The sequence below is a fragment of the Pseudomonas sp. 2 genome (assembly GCF_056627435.1).
Map to the genome: position 1 here is coordinate 1 of NZ_JBWXNG010000035.1, position 4,225 is coordinate 4,225.

General features: G+C 63.5%; 4 protein-coding genes. 1 reads left to right on the forward strand and 3 read right to left on the reverse strand.

Annotation, left to right across the window (positions count from 1 at the left end; genetic code table 11):
- Positions 1-142: 142 nt before the first annotated feature.
- The 3 genes from AC1MEK_RS29730 to AC1MEK_RS29740 form a co-directional block, all read right to left on the reverse strand.
- Entirely contained in the window at positions 143-979 is an 837-nt protein-coding gene (locus AC1MEK_RS29730; RefSeq protein WP_480399829.1) for a PhzF family phenazine biosynthesis protein, read from the reverse strand.
- Positions 980-1,127: 148 nt separating this feature from the next.
- Positions 1,128-1,613 carry an N-acetylmuramoyl-L-alanine amidase gene (locus AC1MEK_RS29735; protein ID WP_480399830.1) on the reverse strand — a complete coding sequence of 162 codons (486 nt, stop codon included), beginning with the start codon at positions 1,611-1,613 and terminating at the stop codon, positions 1,128-1,130.
- Positions 1,614-1,728: 115 nt separating this feature from the next.
- On the reverse strand, positions 1,729-3,450 hold the full coding sequence (locus AC1MEK_RS29740) for an acid phosphatase (protein WP_480399831.1): 1,722 nt from the start codon (positions 3,448-3,450) through the stop codon (positions 1,729-1,731).
- A 402-nt stretch (positions 3,451-3,852) separates the two neighbouring features.
- Here AC1MEK_RS29740 and AC1MEK_RS29745 point away from each other — a divergent pair, with 402 nt between their 5' ends.
- Positions 3,853-4,140, forward strand: coding sequence for a hypothetical protein (locus tag AC1MEK_RS29745; RefSeq protein ID WP_480399832.1), 288 nt, complete (start codon positions 3,853-3,855; stop codon positions 4,138-4,140).
- Positions 4,141-4,225 lie beyond the last annotated feature (85 nt).

The window sequence follows — 4,225 nt, forward strand, 5'->3', positions numbered from 1 at the left end:
AGAGTTTTGCGCTCGAAGATCAAACGCCAGATCAAGAGCGCGAGGGCGATGCCCTCCGTAGCAGCACGGCTTGCCGGCGGGAGCGATCTTGAGGGCGCCCCCGCCGACAAGCCGGACTGCTACGGGATAGTGGTGTCGTCGGTTACAACGTGACGGTTCCGCCAATGCATTTCTGCACTTGGCCGCTGACCCAGATCCGTTCGCCGATCTGTTCGATGCTGACTTGGCCGCGGTGGCCGATGACGGTGCCTTGGCGTGTGGTGTAGCGGCTCGGGGCCAGGCCTGCGGGGATCAGCCATTGTGCGAGGCTGGCGTTGAGGCTGCCGGTGACCGGGTCTTCGGCGTTGATGTCGCCGGTCAGGGCGCGGACTTCGAAGTCGGCTTCGGCGTCAGGGCCGATCCACGGGGCGACGATGCCGACGTTGAGGCCCTTGAGTTGCGAGTAGTCCGGGCGTACGGCCAGCGCTTCTTCGCGGCTCGACACCATGACCGCCACCCAGCCGGGTCCGTTGTCGACCCACTGGCTGGCGATGACTTGCTCGTGCTTGAGCCCCAGCCCGCTGACGAGTGTCTGCAGCAGTTCGGCTTCCACGGCGCCACTGCGTACCAATGGCGGGGCGGCGAAGGCCAGGCGGGCGCCGTCGCGGCGGATGCGCACCAATCCCACGCCACATTCCTGGACCACTTCTTCGCCCTTGGGCTGGCCGCCACTGTCCAGCCACACCGAGCAGGTGCCCAGCGTCGGATGCCCGGCAAACGGCAGCTCGCGGGCGGTGGTGAAGATGCGCACGCGGTAGTCCGCTTCAGGGTGGGTCGGGCGCAGCAGGAAGGTGGTTTCACTGAGGTTGGTCCAGCGGGCGAACGCGGCCATTTGCGCGTCGCTCAATTCTTCGGCGCCAATTACCACCGCCAGCGGGTTGCCTTGGGTCGGGGCGCTGGAAAAGACGTCGACCTGTTGAAATTGCAGCGTCGTGGGCATGGCACTCTCCTGTTTGTGCTGTAGGACGTGGTCACTCTAAGCAGGCGAAACAGGGCTGTATATGCACAGATCGGCGCTCATTTTCGGCGGATGTGTGTGGTCGGACGCTGCCTGAAGCCTGTTCAGGCAGCGTGTGCAGCACAAGGTTTCAGTAGGTGGCCAGCCACTGGGCCGCGTCGAATGACGGGCAGGCCTTGATGTATTCGTTGGGGGTGATCTTGCCGTCACCGTTCAAGTCCGGTGACAAGTCACGATGGCCCAAGACGCGCGCGTCCGGATGTCGGGATTTGAGCTGACCCAACAGCCGGTGCAAGGCCGAAAATTGTGCCGCGGTGAAGTTGTTGGCCGGTTTGCCGGCAGTGTCCACGCCCCCGATCAGGCACACACCAATCGAGTTAGCGTTATGCCCTCGAACGTGCGCGCCGATGGCGTTTTCAGGACGGCCGGTTTCCAGCGTGCCATCGCGGCGGATGACGTAGTGGTAGCCCACGGTGTCGAAGCCGCGCTGCAGGTGCCATTGGGTGATTTCCCGCACCCCGATGTCTTGCGTGGGGCGCGTGGCGGAGCAGTGCACCACCAGCAGTTCGGTGACGGTGCGCCATTGCGGTGTGTAGTTGGGCGTGAGTGTTTTCATGGTGTCGCTTCCTTGCTTGTTGATGGAGCCTTGCAAGGAATACCCGGCGACTGTTCGGGTCAACGGGCCAAGCGTTGCAGAACGTCTCGGTAACGTTCTGCAACGTGCGCGTCTGTCAGACCGGGAAGTGCAGCGCGTTGGTCAGATCGCCCATCGGCGCCTGCCCACGTGCGGTCATGGCATTGTCGCGCTCGACCAGGCCGTCGAGCTTTTCAAGGCCGTGTACGCGGGTGATCAGGCGCAGGATCGACGCCGTGTCGTAGACCGTGTGGTCGACCGTGCCCTTGCGTGCGAAGGGCGAAATGACGATGGCCGGAATCCGCGTGCCCGGGCCCCAGCGGTCACCCTTGGGCGGCGCCACGTGGTCCCACCAACCACCGTTTTCGTCGAAGGTGACGACCACTACCATGTTTTTCCATTGCGGGCTGTTACGCAGCACCTTGATGGCCCGGTCGATGTGGCGGTCGCCCGAGGCGACATCGGCGTAGCCGGCGTGCAGGTTGAGGTTGCCCTGGGGTTTATAGAAGGTCACTGCTGGCAGCTTGCCCGCTTCGGCGTCGGCGAGGAACTTGTTGGTGCTCGATTCATCGCCCAGGCCGCCATCGCGCAGGCGCTTGCTGCGCTCCTCCGGATGCTCCGGCCCCTGATTCTTGAAGTAGTTGAACGGCTGGTGGTGGTACTGGAAGTTAGGGATCTTGGGGATGCCCGCCGAGTCCTTGTACTCGTCCAGCGTGACCTGCCAGGCGCCGGCGTACCAGGCCCAGTCGATGTTCTTCTTCGACAGCTTGTCGCCGATGTGGTCGTGGCTCTGTGGCACCAGCACGTTGGCCAGGTTAGGCTGCGAGTACTCGGGTTTGTCCTTGTCGCGCAGCCAGGTCGGCCAGTAGGGCGGGGCCATGGTGTTGACCGCGTAGCCGTCGGGCGTCAGCAGGCTGGGGCCGAACTGGGGCGGGCCGGTCATGGCGCTGGCCGGGGACTTGTCCAAAGGTTTCAAGCGGTAGTCCAGCGGATCGCTGCTTTCCAGGGTGGCGATCTGCGATTTGGCGGGGGAGTTGGCCGCGTCCGGGTAGAACGGCGCCCTGGCCGAAATCAGGTACTGGTGGTTGAGGAACGAGCCACCGAAAGCGCCCTGGAAGAAGTTGTCGCAGAGCACGAACTCGCGGGCGACGTCCCACAGGCGCAGGGAATATTGGCTCTGGCTGTAGTGGCCCATGGTCAGGGCGCCTGAGTCGGCCCAGGCGACGAAACCGTCGTTCTTGCCGCCGTTGATCTGCATCTGGTTCTGGTAGAACACGTGCCACAAATCGCGTGTGACCACGCTCAGGGGCAGGTCTTCGCCGCTCGGGCCCTTCAGCGCGTAGGGCGCGTTGGGCAGGTTTTCCTGGTATTGCACGCCGGTGGCGTAGGTCACGCCGTCGATGTTCTGCGGGCCGATCTGGCACACGCCGCCCCAGCAGGAGGGCAGGGTTTCCAGGACTTTGCCGTCGCGGTCGCGCTGTTGATAGTGTTCGGGCTTGACCGCCGACAGCGGTTTTTCCACACCGGGGAAGTTGGCGAAGAGGTTGTTGAAGCTGCGGTTTTCGGCGTAGATCACCACGATGTTCTTGACGTGGTCGTGCAGGGCCTTGTCCAGTGCCGGGCCGTTGAGGCTGGTTTCCAGGTGGCTGGGTTTGCCTTTGGCGGACGTTTCAGCGGCGTTGACTACGCCGCTGACTGCAGCGCCTGCGCCGAGCACGGCCACGCCGCCGAGGAATCGGCGACGGCTGCTGTCGGTGGGGGAGTCGGTGGGGTGGACACTGGCGGACGGCTTGGACGGCTCTTCTGGTTTTTCGCTCATCACGGCTCCTGCTGGCTGATGCAGATGTGTAACCAAGTATGTCGAGGGAGCCTAATCCTGCAATGTGACAGTAATGTTGCGGGTCTTATAGGGCGGTCTAGAGCGGTTGGTCTGGCATTCGAGATTGAGGTGATTGATCTGGCGCAGGGTTCTGCCTAACGGCAGAAGCGTTTCGGCTCCGCCGAGTTACTTGGAAAAGACCCCCAAGTAACCAAGGGGTCTTGCTCCTGGTTTGGGTCCGACTTCGTCGGACTTCCCTCACTTCGGTCCCGCTCCGTGGGCCCGGCGCGAAAGGGCCATCCATGGCCCACGCGCCTCTCGCCGCCTCCATGCGGCTCGACCCACTCCGCGAGCCCTCCGTTCGGCCTGCACCCAAGTCGCGATTTGTGGCGTCTGGGAGATTTGCGCTCGAAGATCAAAAGCAACGGCAACGGCAACGGCAACGGCAACGGCAACGGCAACGGTTTGGTGTGGTGCGATCTGCTCTTGATTCTGCCCGGAGGGCGTGGGAGCAAGCTTGCTCGCGATCTGGCGCGCAGCGGCAGCAAAACCATTCACCCTGGCCGTGTCAGGCACACCGCATGCACCGGATTTGCTGCCGGTTCCCGGCAGATCGCCGGCAAGCCGGGCTCCCACGCCCTCCGGGCAGAATCAGCAGCAGATCGCGTGACACCATGCCGTTGCTTTTGATCGTTGTGCGCAAAAAGTTCAGACACCACAAAACGCGACTTGGGTGCAGGCTGAATGGAGGTCTCGCGGAGTGGGCCAAGCGGCA

Excerpts from the sequence above, each read along its gene's own strand:
- AC1MEK_RS29730 (WP_480399829.1), bottom strand. The coding sequence starts at position 979 with ATGCCCACGACGCTGCAATTTCAACAGGTCGACGTCTTTTCCAGCGCC.
- AC1MEK_RS29735 (WP_480399830.1), bottom strand. The coding sequence starts at position 1,613 with ATGAAAACACTCACGCCCAACTACACACCGCAATGGCGCACCGTCACC.
- AC1MEK_RS29740 (WP_480399831.1), bottom strand. The coding sequence starts at position 3,450 with ATGAGCGAAAAACCAGAAGAGCCGTCCAAGCCGTCCGCCAGTGTCCAC.